Annotated in this window: 19 protein-coding genes; 5 read left to right on the top strand and 14 right to left on the bottom strand. The window is 64.7% G+C overall.

Going from position 1 to position 16,573, the window contains the following annotated elements:
* From K359_RS0126830 to K359_RS0126795, 8 genes are all read right to left on the bottom strand, one after another.
* Positions 1-195 (bottom strand): hypothetical protein, encoded by a 195-nt coding sequence (locus K359_RS0126830; RefSeq protein ID WP_029082079.1) that lies wholly within the window; start codon positions 193-195, stop codon positions 1-3.
* A gap of 45 nt (positions 196-240) precedes the next feature.
* Positions 241-711, bottom strand: coding sequence for a GFA family protein (locus tag K359_RS0126825; RefSeq protein ID WP_029082078.1), 471 nt, complete (start codon positions 709-711; stop codon positions 241-243).
* Positions 708-2,582: a methylmalonyl-CoA mutase family protein gene (locus tag K359_RS0126820; RefSeq protein WP_029082077.1), complete on the bottom strand. Its 1,875-nt coding sequence runs from the start codon at positions 2,580-2,582 to the stop codon at positions 708-710. The genes K359_RS0126825 and K359_RS0126820 overlap by 4 nt, the downstream gene beginning before the upstream one ends.
* A gap of 107 nt (positions 2,583-2,689) precedes the next feature.
* Complete coding sequence (gene folK / locus K359_RS0126815) at positions 2,690-3,181, bottom strand: 2-amino-4-hydroxy-6-hydroxymethyldihydropteridine diphosphokinase (protein ID WP_029082076.1); 492 nt, start codon at positions 3,179-3,181, stop codon at positions 2,690-2,692.
* Between the two features lie 6 nt (positions 3,182-3,187).
* On the bottom strand, positions 3,188-3,580 hold the full coding sequence (gene folB, locus K359_RS0126810) for a dihydroneopterin aldolase (protein WP_029082075.1): 393 nt from the start codon (positions 3,578-3,580) through the stop codon (positions 3,188-3,190).
* Positions 3,577-4,434, bottom strand: coding sequence for a dihydropteroate synthase (gene folP / locus K359_RS0126805; protein WP_029082074.1), 858 nt, complete (start codon positions 4,432-4,434; stop codon positions 3,577-3,579). The genes folB and folP overlap by 4 nt, the downstream gene beginning before the upstream one ends.
* 101 nt (positions 4,435-4,535) lie before the next feature.
* Entirely contained in the window at positions 4,536-4,943 is a 408-nt protein-coding gene (locus K359_RS0126800) for a DUF4332 domain-containing protein (RefSeq protein ID WP_029082073.1), read from the bottom strand.
* Between the two features lie 56 nt (positions 4,944-4,999).
* Positions 5,000-5,365, bottom strand: a complete 366-nt coding sequence (locus tag K359_RS0126795) for a hypothetical protein (protein ID WP_029082072.1) — start codon at positions 5,363-5,365, stop codon at positions 5,000-5,002.
* Positions 5,366-5,702: 337 nt separating this feature from the next.
* Between K359_RS0126795 and K359_RS0126790 the strand changes: the two genes are divergently transcribed.
* Positions 5,703-7,322, top strand: coding sequence for a helicase HerA-like domain-containing protein (locus K359_RS0126790; RefSeq protein ID WP_029082071.1), 1,620 nt, complete (start codon positions 5,703-5,705; stop codon positions 7,320-7,322).
* Positions 7,323-7,418: 96 nt separating this feature from the next.
* Positions 7,419-8,819 (top strand): M20/M25/M40 family metallo-hydrolase, encoded by a 1,401-nt coding sequence (locus tag K359_RS0126785; protein WP_029082070.1) that lies wholly within the window; start codon positions 7,419-7,421, stop codon positions 8,817-8,819.
* 105 nt (positions 8,820-8,924) lie between these two features.
* On the opposite strand, the gene K359_RS0126780 is transcribed toward K359_RS0126785, so the two are convergent.
* The 3 genes from K359_RS0126780 to K359_RS0126770 all read right to left on the bottom strand — a co-directional run bounded on the left by K359_RS0126780 (position 8,925) and on the right by K359_RS0126770 (position 10,774).
* On the bottom strand, positions 8,925-9,704 hold the full coding sequence (locus K359_RS0126780) for a class II aldolase/adducin family protein (protein ID WP_029082069.1): 780 nt from the start codon (positions 9,702-9,704) through the stop codon (positions 8,925-8,927).
* 83 nt (positions 9,705-9,787) lie between these two features.
* Positions 9,788-10,315, bottom strand: coding sequence for a carboxymuconolactone decarboxylase family protein (locus tag K359_RS0126775; protein ID WP_029082068.1), 528 nt, complete (start codon positions 10,313-10,315; stop codon positions 9,788-9,790).
* A 51-nt stretch (positions 10,316-10,366) separates the two neighbouring features.
* Positions 10,367-10,774: a DUF1330 domain-containing protein gene (locus tag K359_RS0126770; RefSeq protein ID WP_051346433.1), complete on the bottom strand. Its 408-nt coding sequence runs from the start codon at positions 10,772-10,774 to the stop codon at positions 10,367-10,369.
* Between the two features lie 112 nt (positions 10,775-10,886).
* Here K359_RS0126770 and K359_RS0126765 point away from each other — a divergent pair, with 112 nt between their 5' ends.
* A complete protein-coding gene (locus tag K359_RS0126765) occupies positions 10,887-11,846 on the top strand; it encodes a LysR family transcriptional regulator (RefSeq protein WP_035977192.1) in 960 nt (319 codons plus the stop codon).
* Positions 11,847-11,968: 122 nt separating this feature from the next.
* Here K359_RS0126765 and K359_RS0126760 read toward each other — a convergent pair whose 3' ends face one another.
* A complete protein-coding gene (locus K359_RS0126760; RefSeq protein ID WP_029082065.1) occupies positions 11,969-13,618 on the bottom strand; it encodes a glycosyltransferase family 39 protein in 1,650 nt (549 codons plus the stop codon).
* A gap of 337 nt (positions 13,619-13,955) precedes the next feature.
* On the opposite strand from K359_RS0126760, the gene K359_RS0126755 reads away from it, so the two are divergent.
* The gene (locus tag K359_RS0126755; RefSeq protein ID WP_029082064.1) at positions 13,956-14,861 is read left to right on the top strand and encodes a hypothetical protein; all 906 of its coding nucleotides are present in this window, start codon (positions 13,956-13,958) and stop codon (positions 14,859-14,861) included.
* A gap of 176 nt (positions 14,862-15,037) precedes the next feature.
* On the top strand, positions 15,038-15,451 hold the full coding sequence (locus K359_RS0126750) for a MucR family transcriptional regulator (protein WP_029082063.1): 414 nt from the start codon (positions 15,038-15,040) through the stop codon (positions 15,449-15,451).
* A 4-nt stretch (positions 15,452-15,455) separates the two neighbouring features.
* Here the strand turns inward: K359_RS0126750 and K359_RS0126745 are convergent, their stop codons facing one another.
* On the bottom strand, positions 15,456-15,887 hold the full coding sequence (locus K359_RS0126745; RefSeq protein ID WP_029082062.1) for a SufE family protein: 432 nt from the start codon (positions 15,885-15,887) through the stop codon (positions 15,456-15,458).
* A gap of 153 nt (positions 15,888-16,040) precedes the next feature.
* Positions 16,041-16,424 (bottom strand): DUF5330 domain-containing protein, encoded by a 384-nt coding sequence (locus K359_RS0126740; RefSeq protein WP_029082061.1) that lies wholly within the window; start codon positions 16,422-16,424, stop codon positions 16,041-16,043.
* Between the last annotated feature and the right edge of the window lie 149 nt (positions 16,425-16,573).

Below are 16,573 nucleotides of genomic sequence, written 5' to 3'. Positions count from 1 at the left end.
CTAGGCTTCCTCAAACTGGCGATTTCGTTCGATCAATCGCTGTAGATTCTTCTTGTAGACGGGATCTTCGAACCCGGTCTTGCGCGGCTCGATCGGAGCATTTTCTGGATCATGCGACGCATTTTCGAACGCCCGGACTGCGAGCAAGATCGCAAGATCCGGTGAAAAGAGCGCAGTCGTCAGGAAATACCACATGGTCCAATTCTAGCACGGTCGGAGCCGGTCATGTGCCGCGAAACCTCAATCATGGTCCGGATGCTGATGGCTGGTGATGGTCGCCATCTTCTCCGGTCCATAGTTCTGCATCGTGGTCTGGCTGGGCAGATTGGCGATACCGACCACCCAGCCGTGCCGGGACTCGGTTCCGAATTGCTGCGTCGGGATCACCCGGTCGGGCCGGTCGAAGGTGCCGGTCATGATCTCGATGCGGGGACCGTCGATCCGGCGGAAGCTGAGCGGCGTGCCGCAGGCGGCGCAGAAGTCGCGCTCGGCGATCGAGGAGGATTTGAACGCCGCCGGCTTGCCGCGGGTCCAGGTGAAGTTCTCACGCTCGATATCGGCGAAGGAGGCGAACGGCGCGCCGGAGGCCTTTTGGCACATCCGGCAGTGACAGATGCTGATCTTGGCCGGGACGCCCGTGACCGCAAAGCGGACGGCGCCGCACTGGCAACCGCCGGTCAGAACGTGGGTCGATGGTGCTTCTGCAGTCATGCCTGCTCCATCCGCCGATAGGCGTCGCGCAATGTCGCCAGCGCATCACCGCCGGCGAACACGAACTCGCCTATGCCGGCCGCTCGCAGCGCCGCTTCCTGGTCGCCGGGCCGCCCTGCCAGATAGATAAGCCTTGCTCCGGCGCCGTGAAGGGCCTTGGCGGCGTCAGCGGCGCTCGTGGCATAGACCTTGTCCGAGGAACAGATGCACGCTATCGCGGCGCCCGAGGCCTTGAAGGCCGCGGCAAGCGCCGCCGCATCGGCAAAGCCCTCGCTGTCGATGGCCTCGATCCCGCCAGTCTCGAAGAAGCTTTTTGCGAACGTCGCGCGCGCGGTGAAATCAGCTGCTGTCCCGAGATTGCCGAGAAAGACCTTTGGCCGCGCGCCGCGCGCCTTCAATGCGGCGTCGGACTTGTCGCGCAGCGCCTCGAACGGTTCGGCGAGCCGCATCGGCGCGAGGGCGTCGAATTTGACCTTGGCATCGGCTGACGACACCGGCGCGGACGGCTTCACGTCCAGCACCGCGATGTCGGCCTCGTGCAGGTTCGGGAATTCGCTGGCGCCGGTCAGCACGTCGCGGCGCTTCGCCACATTGGCTTCGCGCTGCGCCCGCGTCGCCGCGACTTTCTTTTGCAGCAGCCCCTGCTGGAGTGCCGGGAAGACGCCGCCGGCCTTTTCGAGCTCCTGGAACAGCGTCCACGCCGCCTCGCAAAGCTGCGCGGTCAGCGTATCGATGCTGCCTGAACCCGCCGCGGGGTCGGAGACTTTTGCAAGGTTGGATTCCTCGAGCAGCACGAGCTGGGTGTTGCGCGCCACGCGCCGGGCGAAATCATCCGGCAGGCCGAGCGCCAGCGTATGCGGCAGCACGGTGATCGCGTTGGCGCCGCCGAGCCCCGCGGCAAACGTTGCCATGGTGGCGCGCAGCAGGTTCACATTGGGGTCGCGCTGGGTCAGCATCCGCCAGGCGGTCTGCGCGTTGACGAAGATCGGCTTCGGCGCAAGACCGCAGGCCTCTTCGATCCCCGCCCAAAGGCGACGCAGCGCGCGGAATTTCGCCATGGTCAGGAACTGGTCGGCGTCGGCGCTGAGCCGGAACGAGACGCCTGCGCGCGCCGCATCGAGGTCGATCCCGGCGGCTTCCAGCATGCGCAGATAGGCCAGCCCCAGCGCGAGCGTGAAGGCCAGTTCCTGTACCTCCGAGCCGCCGGCATCATGCACCGGCCGGCCATCGGCCAGCACGAACGGCCCCTTGAAGCCGCGCTTGATCAGCCCGTTGACCACCTGGCCGAACGGCTTTGCGTAGTCGGCCCAGGCTGCGGCCGCCGCACCGCGTACGGCCGCCGTGCTGAGCGCCTGGTAATTGAAATGAAGGTCGAGCTTGGCTGGATCGAGCTTGCGGGCCTCGACCATGTCGGCAAAGGTCTCGCCGGCGTTCTCGCGTCCGAGCACCGGGTTGAGCGCGATCATGATGCCGGCATCGAGATGGATGCCGCCGCAGGCCCGCGCCAGCGTCTTCTTGCTGGCATCGGCAAGACCGAAGCCACGCGTGCCGGGACCGCCGGCGAACTCGAATTCGAGACCGGTCGCCCCGTTCTCGAGATCCTCCAGCGCCTGCGCATTGGCCTGCGCGGCATCGGGATGGTCGACCCGTTGCAGGATCTGCCAGGGGGCCGCAGCGGCGCGGCCGGGAAGTGGGCCCGTGTTGGTGGCGCGGCGGTAGATCGGATCGATCTTGAGGCCATCATAGGTCTTGCCGACCAGCTTCTCGAACGGGGCGCCCTTCAGCACGCCGTCGACCAGCTTGCGCCAGTCGTCGTAGGTCGCCGATGCAAAATCCGAAGCCAGAGGCAAGTCGTCAGTCGAGGTCGTCATCCGCCCAGAATATCCTTCACCGGCCCCCGCGAGGGGGTCCCTTGATTTGGCCGGAAATTGCCACGGGCGGGCGGCCAAGCCAAACGGTTGTTTGCGGTGGTTCGGCTTTAATCGAGGTCCGCTAGACGGAAAATACCGTCGGCGGAGACCTCGGCCAGCGCGTCCGCGACGCGGCGCCCGGCGATGATGCGGTCCGGAACGATCTCGGCCAGCGGCACCAGCACGAAGGCGCGCTCGAACAGGCGCGGGTGCGGCAGCGTCAGTTCCGGCTTGTTCAGTGTGACGTCGTCATAGGCGATCAGGTCGAGGTCGAGGGTGCGCGGGCCCCAGCGCTGCTCGTTCTTGCGGTCGCGGCCGAACTTGGTTTCGATCTTGTGCAGCGTGAACAGCAGCGCATGCGGATCGAGGCTGGTCTCGATCTCGATGCAGGCATTGATGAAGCTGTCCTGCTGCTGATCGCCCCAGGGCGGCGTCGAATAATCCGACGAGCGCGCCAACAGCGCCGCCTGCGTCATGCCGCAGATATTGGCGATCGCCTTGCGAAACGTCGCGCGGACGTCGCCGACATTGCCGCCGAGTGCGATCAGGACATCAGCCATCGGGGGTCACCCTTGGGGCGGTGAATGCGGCGGCGGATGGCGCGAGCGGGTCAGCACCACGCCGACATCGTCGAAGATCGCGGCGATCGGCGCATGCGGCTTGTGCACGGTGACCTTGACCGCCCTGACGCGCGGGAAGGTGGCCAGGATGTCGTCGGCCACCGCGCCGGCGGCGCGCTCGAGCAGCTTGTAGTTGGTGTTCTTGAACGCCGAGGTCGCGGTCGCCACCACGTTGGAATAGGAGACGGTGTCGGAGAGGCGGTCGGTGCGCGAGGATTCCGAGAGGTCGGTGTAGAGCTCGAGATCGATCACGAAGCGCTGCCCGACCTCGGTCTCATGTTCCATCACGCCATGGCGGGCATGGATGACGATCCCGGTGATGAAGATCGTGTCGGTCATTGCTGTCCCTTGATTGCTGCGGCCACCCGCAGCGCCTGAACGGTTTCCGCGACGTCATGCGCGCGGATGATGCGGGCGCCATTCTGCACGGCGATCAGGTGCGCGGCGATCGAGCCGCCGATCCGCTGTTGCGGCTCCGAGGGCACGACCGTGCTGATGAAGCGCTTGCGCGAGGCGCCGACCAGCACCGGCAGGCCGAAGCAGTCGAGCTCGGCGAGCCGCGCCAGCGCCATCATGCTCTGCTCCGGCGTCTTGCCGAAGCCGATGCCGGGATCGAGCACGATCCGGTCGTCGGCAATGCCGGTGCGCGCGGCAATCTCGAGCGAGCGTTCGAAGAAGGCGGTGATATCACGCATGATGTCGATCGTCGGATCGGCCTGCTCGCGATTGTGCATGATGATCACGGGCACGCCGCGCGCAGCGACCATTGGCGCCATGCCGGCATCGCGCTGCAGGCCCCAGACGTCGTTGGCGATCGCAGCGCCCTGATCGAGCGCCCAGGCCACGACCTCCGACTTCATGCTGTCGATCGAGACCGGCACGCCGAGCGCGATCACCTCGGCCAGCACCGGCTTCAGCCGCGCCATCTCGGCATCGGCGGAGACCGGCTGCGAGCCGTAGGGACGGGTGGATTCCGCGCCGATGTCGATGATGTCGGCGCCCTCGGTGACCAGCCTGCGGGCCTGCGCCAGCGCCTGCTCGGGTGCGACGAACTGTCCGCCGTCGGAGAATGAATCCGGCGTCACGTTCAGGATGCCCATCACGGCCGGATAGGGCATCGACAATAGCGCCGGCAGCACCGCTGATACGGCCGTGCCGGCCCCCGCCGATGCTATGGGCTTGGTCGCCATCATGCGGTGGCTTTGCGCTGACGACAGCGGCAAGTCAAGATGTCGCAGGGATGCATGGGCGCCTGCGGCCGCTGAGTGCCTTTAAGGAGGGCTAATAGGTCACCCTAGTAGGTGATTTTGGGAGGCAGCTTGCGTGCCTGCTCGATCAGCAACTCGACCGATTTCTCCGACGGCATCACGCGGACGAGCTTCCGTCGCACATTGGCGTCCTTCATGCTCTGCGCCAGCCGAGACGGGTTGCGGTGGGCGAGCTCGCGCACCGTGGTGACGCCGGCTGCGCGGACCAACCCGACCTTCGCCTTGCCCATGCCGGGAATCCGCATGTAGTCGGAGATGTTGGCCCACTCGAGCAGTTGCTGTTCGCTGATCCCGGTCTTGGCGGACAGCTCCTTGCGTCCCTTGACGGTGCGGGCGGCTTCAAGCAGCCCTTCGGTCGTGCGGATACCCTGCGATTTCAGTTTGTTGGCGCAATAGGCGGACAGGCCTTCGATCTCGGAGAGGGGGTATGTCATGATACTCGTATGCAGGTAGAAGGGAGCGCACGCGCAAAAGGCGTTGGGAAAATGCTTCAGGCGAACTGGCTGAGGCCCGGCGTCCCCGAGATGATCTCGCCCATTTGATCCGCTCCGATTTTGTCGCGGCCAAACCTAAAAAGTTCACGCGCGACGTTCTGTATCTCACTCATGCTCAATCCGAGCGCCATCAGCCGGGTGCCGACGGCCATCAGCCCGCCACCCATCAACCGCGATAGACCACCGCTGTTGTTGGCGGTGGCAATTGCCGCTTCGGCGCCGGGGATTTGGTCAATCAGAGCCTGGACCTTGTCGGAAGGTCCCTCATTACGGAGGAAACCCAGAACGATGCCGATGGTTTTTTCAGCGACAGCACCATCGATGCCGGCCTTCGCGGCCAGCCGTCCAACCAATTCGTCCATATTGCCCCGCCTCAACCGGCTTTAGCCGGATCGTTCTTGAGGATTTATCTTGAGCGCCTGTGTCACGAAATTCAAGCGATCCGCGCATTTCAGTTCGTTTTCTTTTTCGATCGCGCCGTGACTGTTGCCTCGCTGCAAGAGTGAGCGGCGGATTCACACTATCTTGTCGCAATGCGCAATGCCTTTCGTCACTTGGCCGGGAATAAAGTATGAGGAACTGGTGAAGCGACAATCTACGTCGGCACGCGTCGATGGTTTCAATCGACCTGCAAGATGCAATATGATGGCGTAGGTTCGACACATCGAACCGATCTAATCCGCGCGAAGAGGCGAAGCGATGGCGACCTCCGACAACAAATTGGCCGATACGGACGAGAAGATTTTTATCGGCAAGGGCGAGGAGACGGCGTGGCTGACGCTGGCGCTGGCCAACCGGCATGGCCTTGTCACCGGCGCAACCGGAACCGGCAAGACCGTCTCGCTGCAAGTCATGGCCGAAGGATTTGCACGCGCCGGCGTTCCGGTTTTCGCAGCCGACATCAAGGGCGATCTCTCCGGTATCTCCGAAATCGGCGAGGCCAAGGACTTCATCGTCAAACGCGCCAAGGACATGGGGCTGACGTTCCAGCCGGATCAGTTCTCGACCGTGTTCTGGGACGTGTTCGGCGAGCAGGGCCACCCGGTGCGCGCCACCGTCACCGAGATGGGACCGCTGTTGCTGTCGCGGATGCTCGATTTGAATGACGTGCAGGAGGGCGTGCTCAATGTTGCCTTCCGCGTCGCCGACGAGAACGGCCTCACGCTGATCGACATGAAGGATCTGCGTGCGCTTCTGGATGCGATCGCGCCCGACGGCAGCAAGAAAGCGGCCGACGACGAGGAATATCCGCTGGCGCCGATCCGCAAGGCGGCCCAGAGCTACGGCAACGTCTCCAAGGCGACGGTCGGAACGATCCAGCGCCAACTCCTGGTGCTCGAGAACCAGGGCGGCGCGAAGTTCTTCGGCGAGCCAGCGCTGACGCTGAAGGATTTCATGCGCACCGACCGCGACGGCCGCGGCATGGTTAACATCCTCGTCGCCGACAAGCTGATGCAGAGCCCACGGCTTTACGCCACGTTCCTGCTCTGGATGCTCTCGGAATTGTTCGAGGAATTGCCGGAGGCGGGTGACCTGCCGAAGCCGAAGCTGGTGTTCTTCTTCGACGAGGCGCATCTGTTGTTCACCGACGCGCCGAAGGCGCTGATGGACAAGATCGAGCAGGTGGTGCGGCTGATCCGCTCCAAGGGCGTCGGCGTCTATTTCGTCACGCAGAATCCGATCGACGTGCCGGACAAGGTGCTGGCGCAGCTCGGCAACCGTGTGCAGCACGCGCTGCGCGCCTTCACGCCGCGCGACCAGAAGGCGGTCGCCGCGGCCGCCCAGACCTTCCGCCCCAATCCGAAGCTCGACACCGCACGGGTGATCATGGAGCTCGCCAAAGGCGAGGCGCTGGTGTCGTTCCTCGAAGGCGGCGGCACGCCGTCGATGGTCGAGCGCATCATGGTGCGGCCGCCGTCGGCGCGGATCGGGCCGATCACGCCCGAGGAGCGCAAGGCGATCATGGATGCGAGCCCGGTGAAGGGCAAATACGACACCGCTGTTGACGCCGAATCCGCCTACGAGATCATCCAGAAGCGGCTGTCCGGGGCGGCGGCAGCGCCGGCCGATGGCGGCGGCGAGGGTGGCGGCATCCTCGGCCAGATCGGCTCGATCGCGGCCACGATCTTCGGCACCAACGTCAAGCGCGGCCGGCTCTCGACCGGGCAGGTGATCGCGCGCAACGTCACGCGCTCGGTGACCGACAAGGTGATCGGCGGTGTGGTTGCCGATCTCGGCAAATCGGTCGGCGGTTCGGTTGGCGGCTCGATCGGCCGTGCCCTGGTGCGCGGCGCGCTCGGCGGAATTCTGCGCCGGTAGCGTCGCGCCGCTCCGGGTGGAGCGCGGGAGCGGCTTTGCCTCCGGCGGCCGGCGCGCTACAAGTTGGCGCAACGTCCAACCAATAGGATATCCGCGATGTCCAATGCCAAGCTGCAGCCCGTCCTCGACCGCATCGACGCCGATTTCGACAACAGTCTGGAGCGGCTGTTCACGCTCCTGCGGATCAAATCGATCTCGGCCGATCCGGCCTTCGCCAATGACTGCAAGGCTGCCGCCGAGCATCTCGCCAAGGATATCGCAACCCTCGGCTTCAAGACCGAGGTGCGGCCGACGGCGGGCCATCCGGCCGTGGTCGGCAAGCTGAACGGCTCGACCGACGGCCGTCCGCATGTGCTGTTCTACGGCCATTACGACGTGCAGCCGGTCGATCCCTTGAATCTCTGGCACCGTCCGCCATTCGAGCCCGTGGTGACCGACCATGCCGACGGGCGCAAGATCATCGTCGCGCGCGGTGCCGAGGACGACAAGGGACAGCTGATGACCTTCGTCGAGGCATGCCGTGCCTGGAAGAACGTGACGGGATCGCTACCGGTCGACATCACCATCGTCATCGAAGGCGAGGAGGAGATCGGCTCGAAGAATTTCGTGCCGTTCTTGGAGGCGAACAAGGATGACCTCAAGGCCGACTTCGCACTGGTCTGCGACACCGGCATGTGGGACCCCAACACGCCGGCGATCACGACGTCGCTGCGCGGCCTGGTTTATGACGAGGTCAAGATCAAGGCCGCCAACCGCGACCTGCATTCCGGCGTGTTCGGCGGCGGCGCGCAGAACCCGATCCGCGTGCTGACGCGGATCCTCGGCGGCCTGCATGACGAGAACGGCCACATCACCATTCCCGGCTTCTATGACGGCGTGAAGGATCTGCCGCTGGACATTCTGGCGCAGTGGAAGCAGCTCAACCTGACGCCGGACAGCTTCCTGAAGCCGATCGGCCTCTCGCTGCCGGCCGGCGAAAAGGACCGGCTCCTGATCGAGCAGGTCTCCTCGCGCCCGACCTGCGACATCAACGGCATCGTCGGCGGTTACACCGGCGAGGGCTCGAAGACGGTGATCCCCGCCGAGGCGTCGGCGAAGGTCTCGTTCCGCCTGGTCGAGGGACAGAATCCCGAGAAGATCCGCCAGGCGTTCCGCGACTACGTGAAGGCGCGCGTGCCGGCGGATTGCAAGGCCGAGTTCACCGATCATTCCTCAGCGCCGGCGATTGCGCTCGACTGGAACATGAAGCCGCTCGCGGCCGCCCGCCGCGCGCTGACCGATGAATGGGGCAAGGAGGCGCTGCTGGTCGGCTCCGGCGCCTCGATCCCGATCGTCGCCGACTTCAAGCGCACGCTCGGCCTCGACAGCGTGCTGGTCGGCTTCGGGCTCGACGACGACAACATCCATTCGCCGAACGAGAAGTACGACCTCAAGAGCTACCACAAGGGCATCCGCTCCTGGGCGCGGATTCTGGCGGCGTTCGCCGACGCCAAATAGCGCGAGGCGCCCCGCACGTAAAAACGCCGCCCGGAATTGGGCGGCGTTTTGATTCCGAACGTGCAGAGGGTGTTGGCGAACAGTTTACCCGAAGATTGTGAAATTTCAATCGCGGTAGCCGGGGTTCACCCGGTCGAGCTTGCGCAGCAGCGGCGGCCAGACGAGCTGGGTCGAACGCAGTTCGGCGCGGTCCGGGTTGGACAAGAGCTCGGTGTTCTTGTCGATCGCCTCCGCCTCGACCGGATAGGCGATCGGGCCAAGTGCGCGGGTCGCCACCTGCATCGAGCAGGCACGCTCCAAATGGTACATCCGCTCGAAGGCGGAGGCGACCGAGCGGCCGACCGTCAGCGTGCCGTGATTGCGCAGCAGCATGTGGTTCTTGCCGCCGAGATCGCGCTGCAGGCGCGGGCGCTCGTCGTGATCGAGCGCGATGCCTTCATAGTCGTGATAGGCGAGGTCGTGGGTGACGAGCTGCGCGGTCTGGTTCAGCGGCAGCAGTCCCTCCGGGCTCGACGACACCGCGGTGCCGTCGACGGTGTGCAGATGGAGCACGCAGCCGGCGTCCTCGCGCACCTCGTGGATCGCCGAATGAATGGTGAAGCCGGCCGGGTTGATGCTGTAGTCGCTCTGCGAGAGCTGGTTGCCGTCGAGGTCGACCTTGACCAGGCTGGAGGCGGTGATCTCGTCGAACATCAGCCCGTAGGGGTTGATCAGGAAGTGATGCTCGGGTCCGGGCACGCGTGCCGAGATGTGGGTATCGACCAGATCATCCCAGCCGTAGAGCGCGACCAGCCGGTAGCAGGCGGCGAGATTGACCCGCTGTTGCCACTCCGCGTCCGTCATGCCGGACGGAATTTCCTTCAAGCGTGCTTCGGCCGGCGACATGGGTGGGGTCTCCCGTGAATATTGGTTGTCTGGGAAGGATAGACCCGTGTGCTTCCCCCAGCAAGGCACGGGCGGGGTGGCAGTCATGCGTCGGCGGCGTTTCGCGCGGAATGTGCGAGATTGTTGACGAAGTTCGCCAGCATGTTCGCGCCGATCACCGTAGCGATCTCGACGATCTCGGCGTCGCCGAATCCCGCGTCGCGGACGGCCGCGAACTCCACGGCATCGACACCGCCGCGCGCAGCAATCACAGCCTTGGTGAACCGCAAGACCGCGGCCGCAGCCCGGTCCCGCGAGCCGAATGCTGTTGCCGCATCGAGCTCCTGATCGCTGACGTCGGCGCAACGCGCAAGGTGGCGGTGGTTGACAAGGCAGGAGTTGCAACCGTTTGTGTTGGCGACCGCAATGGCGATCCGTTCGCGCAAGGCTGCCGGCAGCACTCCGCCCTTCAAGGCGGCGCGCAGTGCGAGGTAGCCGCGCAGGGCCGCCCGCGAATGCGAGAGCACGCGCATCAGGTCAGGCACGAAACCCAACTCCCGCTCGATCGCCGCAATGGATATTGCGCTGTCGCCCGTCAGTCTCTCGATAGCGAGGGGCTTCAGATCAGACATTGTGCTGCTCCCGCGCAACGGGGCCGTCTGGTCGACGGCCCCGGGTCATCGTCAGCTGGCCGGCGGCTTGCAGGCCGAGCAGCCCTCGACAATGAAGGACCGGAAGTTCGCGGCTTTGTCGCGGATCGCCGCGAGCTCGGCTTGCTCGGGCGCATCGTGCCAGGCCTGCGCCTTTGCCAGGCTGTCGAAGATATAGATCGTAATACGATGCGGCAGCGGAGTTCCGGCGACGGCTTCGGCCTTCCCGCCGCGCGCCAGGAAGCGGCCGCCGAATTTGTCGATCAGTTCGCCCTGCCGCTTGGCGTAAGTGGCAAAGCCCGCCTGATCGGTCACGTCGACCTCGTTGACGACATAGGCGGGCGCAGAAGCCGTGCCTTGTGCGTGCAGGCCGGACAATGCGAGGAAGCCGAGGCTCACGGCCGCGGAAGTGACGCGCGCGAATTTCGAAGTCGGTGTCATGGCGGTCTCCGTCGAGAGGGGCGAGCATGTTGGTGCTCAACGGCCGTCACCTTGCTGCGACAGGGCTATAATCAGAATGGCGAAATATCGCATAGGGGTATAATAATATCTGATGGTTGGGAAACTCACGGATTGGGAACAGCGTATCGGCCGCCGGCTTCGTCTGCGCGACCTGCATGTGCTGGCGTCGGTCACCAAGCTTGGCAGCATGGCGAAGGCGGCTGCGGAGCTTCGGCTCACCCAGCCGGCGATCTCGCAGGCCATCGCGGATCTCGAAGCCGCGCTAGGTGTCCGCTTGCTCGACCGTTCACCGCGCGGTGTGTCGCCGACCGCCTATGGCGAGGCGCTGCTCCGGCGCGGCACCGAGGCGTTCGACGCGCTGGCGCAGGGCATCAAGGACATCGAGTTTCTGTCCGATCCCGGCAAGGGCGAGGTATGGGTCGGAACGTCGGAATCCTATATCTCCGGCGGGCTTCTTTCGGCCGTCATTGCCGGACTCGCCGAGCAATATCCGCGCATTGTCGTTCACGTTCTCGAGGCGAATACGGCTGCGATGGAATTTCGCGAGTTGCGCGAGCGCAAGGTCGGCCCGGTGCGCGACGACGATCTGAAGGTCGACGTTCTCTATGACGAGCCAATCGTGGTTGCCGCCGGCACGAACCATCGTCTCGCCCGGCGCAGGCAGCTCACCCTCGGGGATCTGACCGATGAATCCTGGATTCTTGCGCCGCCGGGTACGGCGGTGCGCGACCTCGTGAGCGGCGCGTTCAGCGCGCAGGGACTTCCGGTGCCGCGATTGGGCGTCACGACCTATTCGATGCAGTTGCGCATGCAGCTGATGGCGACCGGTCAGTATCTTACACCGGTGCCGGCTTCATTGCTGCAGTTCAATGCCGAACGCTGGTCGCTAACGGGCTTGCCGGTGTCGCTCGGAAAGCCCTTGCCGGTCGCCATTGTCACGTTGAAGCGCCGGCTGCTTCATCCGGCTGCGCAGCTGCTGATCGAGCAAGCGCGGAAGGCGACGGCTTCGGCTTCGAAGGCCGGCACGACAAAGCGTGCCACGCGAGGCTAGGGCATTTTCGGTTCTGATTGGATCAGAACCGAAGCTCTAGCTTTTTGTTTTGACGCGTTTTCTTCACGCGAACCGGTGTCCACTTCGCTCGAAAACGCTCTAGGCGGTCCCGGTATCGTACGCTACGGCGCCGGGATCGCCAGCAGGCTCGAGATGCTGCGGCCGCGGATGTCGTAGACGCGGGCGAACACGACGTCGTCGCGCTTGATCTCGACCATCACAGGCGCGGTGAGGCCCTTGCAGTAGAATTCGCCGAGCGTCATGGCGAAGTCGGCGGCATTGCTGTCCCAGCCGATCGTGAAGTCGGGCCCGAGCGCGACCTGCGCGGGGCGTTGCGGTCCGCACACCGCGACCTTCCACTTGCGATGCTGCGGCGGCACTTCCTGCCGCTCCGCCAGCTGCTCACGCAGCCCGTCGGAGGCCTGCTTCAGCGCCAGGCCCCAATAGTCCAGCATGAAGAAGTTGTCCGCGGTCCGCACCGTGCCGGCGATGTGGTTGAAGTGCGTGTACTGATAGGGATGCAGGCGGATCATTTCGCTGAGCGGCAGCAGCAGGCCGAACGCGAACACGGCGAGCGCCGCAGGCTGCCAGGCGCGGCGGTTCTCGCCGAGCCAGTCCATGCCGCGGGCGAATGCGACGCCGGCGAGCACCGCCATCGGCGGGATCACGAAGATGAAATGGCGGATGCCGTTGTAGAGCGCCGGCCGCTTCACCATCGCGATCACCAGCGGCAGCGTCGCCGCCAGCGTCAGCATCAGCATGATCGACTTGCGCTTCGCCGGCACCTCGGCGCGCGACAGTGACATGAAGGTGATGACGATGGCTGCGGTCAGCAGCACCAGCATCACTTCGGGCAGCTGCAGCGCGAACAAAGTGGGCAGATAGGACCACGGCATGTCCGGCACCGACACCAGCGCGCCGTCGAACATCTCCTTCCACGGTTTCTCGAAGAAGTGCGAGAAATAGGTCACCGCTTCGAACGGATGCCCGGGCTCCATGATCGACCACGGCCAGATCAGGCCCATCACGAGATAGCCGAACACAAGCCCCGGCAGCAGCACATAGATGACATGGGCAAAGCGATGGGTCGCCTCGCGCGCGCCCTGCTTGCGGAGTTCCTCGATCCAGAGCGGAGCGAAGCCGACGACGGCGTAGATCAATGCGAGCCCGCCGAGGACGCGGCAGCCGATCGACAGGCCGGCCCCTAAGCCCACGATCAGGATCGTGCGCGGCGAGGGCGCCGGATATTCTTCCATCAGGCGGACGAGGCCCATGATCAGGATCACCATCGCCACGGCGAACGGCGCATCCTTCGGATTCATGAACATGTGGCCGTAGAAGGTCGGGCACAGCGCCAGCAGCAAGAGCGCCGCAAGTCCCGCCAGCGGACCACCGACGCGGCGCGCCAGGCGCCAGGTTACGGCGAGGCCGATCACGCCGACGATCGCGCCGAGCAGGCGGCGCGTCTCGAACAGTTCGAGCGGGATGATCTTGTGCAGCAGGGCAGCGGCCATATCGAAGCCGCCGCCGTACATATAGAGGTTGGCAAACGACAGCGCGCCGGTGTCCTTGAACCCGGACCCGTACATGCGCAACAGCAGGTCGGCGTATTCAGCGTGGGTGTAATCGTCCCAGCCCAGGCCGTAATCGCGGAATGTGAGACCGGCGACCACGGCGACCACGCCGAGGACGAGGAATGCGAGATCGTCGCAGGTCTTCTCCATCGAGCGCCGCGCAGGCGCCTCGAATGCAGACGTCGTAATCGATGACATAGCTAGTGGTACCGGCGTGCCTGTGGCCCTGTTTGGCGCTCTAGGGCCTCATTCCCCGGCATCCATAGCGCAGTTCCGTTTCCAAGTAATTGGTAATTGTGGCGTAATTTCCCAGATGCATTGCAATATATTGGCAGCAATTCGTCGTCAGTAAATTTACGGGAGCTGTGCTGCGGCGCAGTCGTTTGGAGCGCGATCAGCCGTGCGCCGCGCCGGTTAAGCGGGATGTTAGGGAACTCTGCCTACAATTGGCGGTTGGCGGTGTGGGCACTATGACGGTATCGTGGCGTCGGTGGCTCGCGCCGATTTTCGGTCGGGTCTCCCGGGGGTTAGTTCGATGAAGGTTGGTCTGTTGGTCGTCGGTGCGGGCCTGGTTTTGGCAGGCTTGGCGGCGGTCGGCTTGGGAATCCAGGACAAGGAGTTCAGCTTCGGCAGCACCATGATCCTGGTCGGCGTGACCGGTGTATGCTCGGGCGCGATCGTCCTGGGCCTCGCCGCAGTCGTTCGCGAGCTCCAGGCCATGGGCGGACGGCTCGACGCGGTTGTTGCCGCGGGTATCCGGTCCGGGGGCCCGTCGCCGTCTTCAACTTCCCCGCGTAATGCCGCCGACGATCCGGTGTTCCCGCCGTCGCGTGAGCCGAAGGTCGCGGCGCCTCCGCCGCTGGCTCCATCGGTCCAGCCATCCGCGCCCGCGGCGCCGCCGCCCTGGCACGACGAAATCCCCCAGCGTGGCGCGTCGGGCGAGGTGCCGCCGCCCGTGCCGGGCGCAACGCCCGCGGACGGCGAAGGGCCGCCCAAGCGGCGCAACCTCTTGTTCTCGTCCTCGCGGAAGGAGCGCGACAGAACCCAGGGGCGCGCTGCCGAGCCGCTCACGCCGGATCTGTTGTCGCCGGAACTGCGTCCGAATCCGGCCGCTGCGGCCGAACCTGCGCCGGCAACCTTCGATGATGCCTGGCCGAAGGCCGAGCGGCCGAGATCGGTCGATGTCGCCCCGCGGCGTACGCCCCGGCCGTCCACCTTCGGCGAGACCCAGTCGGCCGCCGCCGCCGCGCCGTCGCCGTCATCAGGCCATCCGCCGGCGCCGCAGGAGCAGCCCCCGGTCACCGTGCTCAAATCGGGCGTCGTCGACGGCATGGCCTATTCGCTCTATTCGGACGGATCGATCGAAGCGCAGATGCCCGAGGGCATGATGCGGTTCGCCTCGATCGACGAGCTCAGGTCGCATCTCGAGCAGCGGCCGTAGATCCGCGCCAATACTTGCGAGCCGCCGGCGTGAAGCCTAAAATTCGGCCGTTCTTGTCAGGCTTGCTGCAATCCGCTCATATTCGCCAAGTAGTACGCGATTCCATTTATGTATTGCTGCACATGGATACTGTCCGGTGGGCGCCGGGCCGTCGCTAGCACGGGGAAGATTGAGCCATGTCCGATATCTCAGGCAAAACACCGGTCGAGCTGACCGCAAGCATCGTTTCGGCCTATCTCAGCAACAATCCGACGCCGGCCTCGGAAATTCCGAACCTGATCAGCCAGGTCCACGCCGCCTTGCTGCGGGTGTCCAGTGGGCGCAGCGACACGCCGAGCGAGCCGGCCAGGCCTGCGGTGTCGATGAAGAAGTCGATCACGCCGGAATATCTGGTGTGTCTCGAAGACGGCAAGCGCTTCAAGTCGCTCAAGCGCCATCTGCGCACCCAGTACAACATGACGCCGGAGCAATATCGCGACAAATGGGGTCTGCCGGCGGATTATCCGATGGTGGCGCCGAACTACGCGGTGGCGCGGTCGCAACTCGCCAAGAAGATGGGACTGGGCCAGCAGACCCGGAAGCGGAAGTAGGAGCCTACGCCGCGGACGCCAGCGCCTCGCGCGCATCGTTGCGGATGCGATCGACCATCGAGCGGAGACCGTTGGAACGCTGCGGCGTCAGATGGTCGCGGAAGCCGAATTCGTCGAACAGCGCGAGCGCATCGGTGGCGAGGATGTCCTTCGGCGTATGCCCGGAAAACAGCGTCAGCACGATCGCGACCAGGCCGCGCACGATGTGGGCATCGCTGTCGCCGACATAGATCAGGCGGGGTTTGCCATTGGCATCGCGCTCGACCCGTTTCGACAGCCAGACCTGGCTGACGCAGCCCTGCACCTTGTTCTCGGCCGAGTGCTCCGCTTCCGACAACGGCTCGAGCGTGCGGCCGAGCTCGATGACGTAGCGGTAGCGGTCGTCCCACTCGTCCAGCAGCGCAAAATTGTCCCTGATTTCGTCGATCGTCGTCATCGTGGCCAGCGTCCTATCCTTAACGGCTTATATAGGGAAGGCGGGCCGCGAAAGCGACGAAAATGGAACCGGTTCCGCGGCTATTATTGTTTCGACCTGTTTTCTTGACGCGAACCGGTACCCACTTCGCTCGAAAACGCTCTCATTTTGCGCCTACGGCGTCGGCGGCAGGCGGAATTCGATCGTCTGATCGTCCGCTGTCAGCGTGTCGCGGGATGTGGCAAGGGCTGACGCGGTATCGTCTCCGCCGATCGAGCCGGTGTGATCAGGCGGCTTCTTGTCGGTGATGAGCTGGTAGAGCTTGCGCGCGCCGTCGGTTGCGCGCTGGCCGATCGCGGTCGCGGCCTGGCCGCCGACTTCGCAGGCGGACGGCTGGCGCTTGCAGAACTGGCCCATGTCGTTGATCGTCGCCGTCGCGGCCGACACCGCGTCCGACGCGTTGATCTGCGGCACCTTGTCCGCTTCGGGTGTTTTGTCTCTCGGCAGCAGCACGAGCACAAGCCCGAGCCAGAATGCCAAACGCAGCAGGAAGAACATGGCGCGATCCCGGTCGTCTATCTTGTCTTTTGCTTCTTGGGCGGTCGATGCCGCAATTGCCCTCAGGCTTAGCAGCGGTCGATAAATCGGAAGTATCTGCATTGAGGTAAATCCGCCGAAAAATCGCGGAAAATTCGCCTCAATTGATT

This window comes from Bradyrhizobium sp. th-b2 (assembly GCF_000426785.1).
Classification (GTDB): domain Bacteria; phylum Pseudomonadota; class Alphaproteobacteria; order Rhizobiales; family Xanthobacteraceae; genus Bradyrhizobium; species Bradyrhizobium septentrionale.
The sequence above is the reverse complement of the archived record's forward strand: the minus strand, read 5'-3'. Positions and strand labels throughout refer to the sequence as shown.

What these genes read in the sequence shown, in the direction of transcription:
- K359_RS0126745 (WP_029082062.1), bottom strand. Translation starts at nt 15,887, where the DNA reads ATGACGACGATCGACGAAATCAGGGACAATTTTGCGCTGCTGGACGAG.
- folP (WP_029082074.1), bottom strand. Translation starts at nt 4,434, where the DNA reads ATGATGGCGACCAAGCCCATAGCATCGGCGGGGGCCGGCACGGCCGTA.
- folB (WP_029082075.1), bottom strand. Translation starts at nt 3,580, where the DNA reads ATGACCGACACGATCTTCATCACCGGGATCGTCATCCATGCCCGCCAT.
- K359_RS0126830 (WP_029082079.1), bottom strand. Translation starts at nt 195, where the DNA reads ATGTGGTATTTCCTGACGACTGCGCTCTTTTCACCGGATCTTGCGATC.
- K359_RS0126795 (WP_029082072.1), bottom strand. Translation starts at nt 5,365, where the DNA reads ATGGACGAATTGGTTGGACGGCTGGCCGCGAAGGCCGGCATCGATGGT.
- K359_RS0126775 (WP_029082068.1), bottom strand. Translation starts at nt 10,315, where the DNA reads ATGTCTGATCTGAAGCCCCTCGCTATCGAGAGACTGACGGGCGACAGC.
- K359_RS0126785 (WP_029082070.1), top strand. Translation starts at nt 7,419, where the DNA reads ATGTCCAATGCCAAGCTGCAGCCCGTCCTCGACCGCATCGACGCCGAT.
- K359_RS0126760 (WP_029082065.1), bottom strand. Translation starts at nt 13,618, where the DNA reads ATGTCATCGATTACGACGTCTGCATTCGAGGCGCCTGCGCGGCGCTCG.
- K359_RS0126765 (WP_035977192.1), top strand. Translation starts at nt 10,887, where the DNA reads ATGGTTGGGAAACTCACGGATTGGGAACAGCGTATCGGCCGCCGGCTT.
- folK (WP_029082076.1), bottom strand. Translation starts at nt 3,181, where the DNA reads ATGGCTGATGTCCTGATCGCACTCGGCGGCAATGTCGGCGACGTCCGC.
- K359_RS0126825 (WP_029082078.1), bottom strand. Translation starts at nt 711, where the DNA reads ATGACTGCAGAAGCACCATCGACCCACGTTCTGACCGGCGGTTGCCAG.
- K359_RS0126740 (WP_029082061.1), bottom strand. Translation starts at nt 16,424, where the DNA reads ATGTTCTTCCTGCTGCGTTTGGCATTCTGGCTCGGGCTTGTGCTCGTG.
- K359_RS0126755 (WP_029082064.1), top strand. Translation starts at nt 13,956, where the DNA reads ATGAAGGTTGGTCTGTTGGTCGTCGGTGCGGGCCTGGTTTTGGCAGGC.
- K359_RS0126750 (WP_029082063.1), top strand. Translation starts at nt 15,038, where the DNA reads ATGTCCGATATCTCAGGCAAAACACCGGTCGAGCTGACCGCAAGCATC.
- K359_RS0126800 (WP_029082073.1), bottom strand. Translation starts at nt 4,943, where the DNA reads ATGACATACCCCCTCTCCGAGATCGAAGGCCTGTCCGCCTATTGCGCC.
- K359_RS0126770 (WP_051346433.1), bottom strand. Translation starts at nt 10,774, where the DNA reads ATGACACCGACTTCGAAATTCGCGCGCGTCACTTCCGCGGCCGTGAGC.
- K359_RS0126780 (WP_029082069.1), bottom strand. Translation starts at nt 9,704, where the DNA reads ATGTCGCCGGCCGAAGCACGCTTGAAGGAAATTCCGTCCGGCATGACG.
- K359_RS0126820 (WP_029082077.1), bottom strand. Translation starts at nt 2,582, where the DNA reads ATGACGACCTCGACTGACGACTTGCCTCTGGCTTCGGATTTTGCATCG.
- K359_RS0126790 (WP_029082071.1), top strand. Translation starts at nt 5,703, where the DNA reads ATGGCGACCTCCGACAACAAATTGGCCGATACGGACGAGAAGATTTTT.